General features: G+C 55.3%; 1 rRNA gene and 1 other annotated feature (1 of these 2 cut by a window edge). The gene reads left to right on the top strand.

Annotated features, from left to right (window positions below):
- Positions 1-1,176: a sequence feature (most likely nonfunctional fraction of RNA operon), on the top strand (it extends 3,187 nt beyond the left edge of the window).
- Positions 1,177-1,263: 87 nt separating this feature from the next.
- Positions 1,264-1,380: ribosomal RNA gene (gene rrf / locus ABZT18_RS32035) — 5S ribosomal RNA — on the top strand.
- The last annotated feature ends 3 nt before the right edge of the window (positions 1,381-1,383 follow it).

Genomic DNA, 1,383 nt, shown 5'->3' on the forward strand with positions numbered 1-1,383 from the left:
GCGCGGGTGGAGCGTTGTATGGCCGCAGAGAGCAGGGGGAAGCGACTGTTTACTAAAAACACAGGTCCATGCGAAGAAGTAATTCGATGTATATGGACTGACGCCTGCCCGGTGCTGGAACGTTAAGGGGACCTGTTAGCTCTTCGGGGCGAAGCGGAGAACTTAAGCGCCAGTAAACGGCGGTGGTAACTATAACCATCCTAAGGTAGCGAAATTCCTTGTCGGGTAAGTTCCGACCTGCACGAATGGCGTAACGACTTCCCCACTGTCTCAACCACAGGCCCGGCGAAATTGCATTACGAGTAAAGATGCTCGTTACGCGCGGCAGGACGGAAAGACCCCGGGACCTTTACTATAGCTTGACATTGGTACTCGAATTAGCTTGTGTAGGATAGGTGGGAGCCGGTGAAGTCCATACGCCAGTATGGGTGGAGGCAATCTTGAAATACCACTCTGGTTGATTTGGGTATCTAACTTCGGACCGTTATCCGGTTCAGGGACAGTGTCTGGTGGGTAGTTTAACTGGGGCGGTTGCCTCCTAAAAGGTAACGGAGGCGCCCAAAGGTTCCCTCAGCCTGGTTGGCAATCAGGTGTTGAGTGCAAGTACACAAGGGAGCTTGACTGTGAGACTGACAGGTCGAGCAGGGACGAAAGTCGGGACTAGTGATCCGGCACTTGCGAGTGGAAGCGGTGTCGCTCAACGGATAAAAGGTACCCCGGGGATAACAGGCTGATCTTCCCCAAGAGTCCATATCGACGGGATGGTTTGGCACCTCGATGTCGGCTCGTCGCATCCTGGGGCTGTAGCAGGTCCCAAGGGTTGGGCTGTTCGCCCATTAAAGCGGCACGCGAGCTGGGTTTAGAACGTCGTGAGACAGTTCGGTCCCTATCCGCCGTGCGCGTAGGATACTTGAGAAGGGCTGTCCCTAGTACGAGAGGACCGGGACGGACGAACCTCTGGTGTGCCAGTTGTCCTGCCAAGGGCACGGCTGGTTAGCTACGTTCGGAAGGGATAACCGCTGAAAGCATCTAAGCGGGAAGCCTGCTTCAAGATGAGGTATCCCACCCACTTTGTGGGGTAAGGCCCCCAGCTAGACGACTGGGTTGATAGGCCGGAAATGTAAGCCCGGTAACGGGTTCAGTTGACCGGTACTAATAGGCCGAGGACTTGACTACTAAGCTGCTACGCGTCCACTGTGCAACTCTCGATAAACGAACAACAGACCACGATGTTTGTGGTGTTGTTTGACATGTCGATAGAGTTACGGCGGTCATGGCGGAGGGGAAACGCCCGGTCACATTCCGAACCCGGAAGCTAAGCCCTCCAGCGCCGATGGTACTGCACTCGTGAGGGTGTGGGAGAGTAGGACACCGCCGGACAAT

It is taken from the genome of Micromonospora sp. NPDC005291 (assembly GCF_040607415.1).
Lineage (GTDB): Bacteria > Actinomycetota > Actinomycetes > Mycobacteriales > Micromonosporaceae > Micromonospora.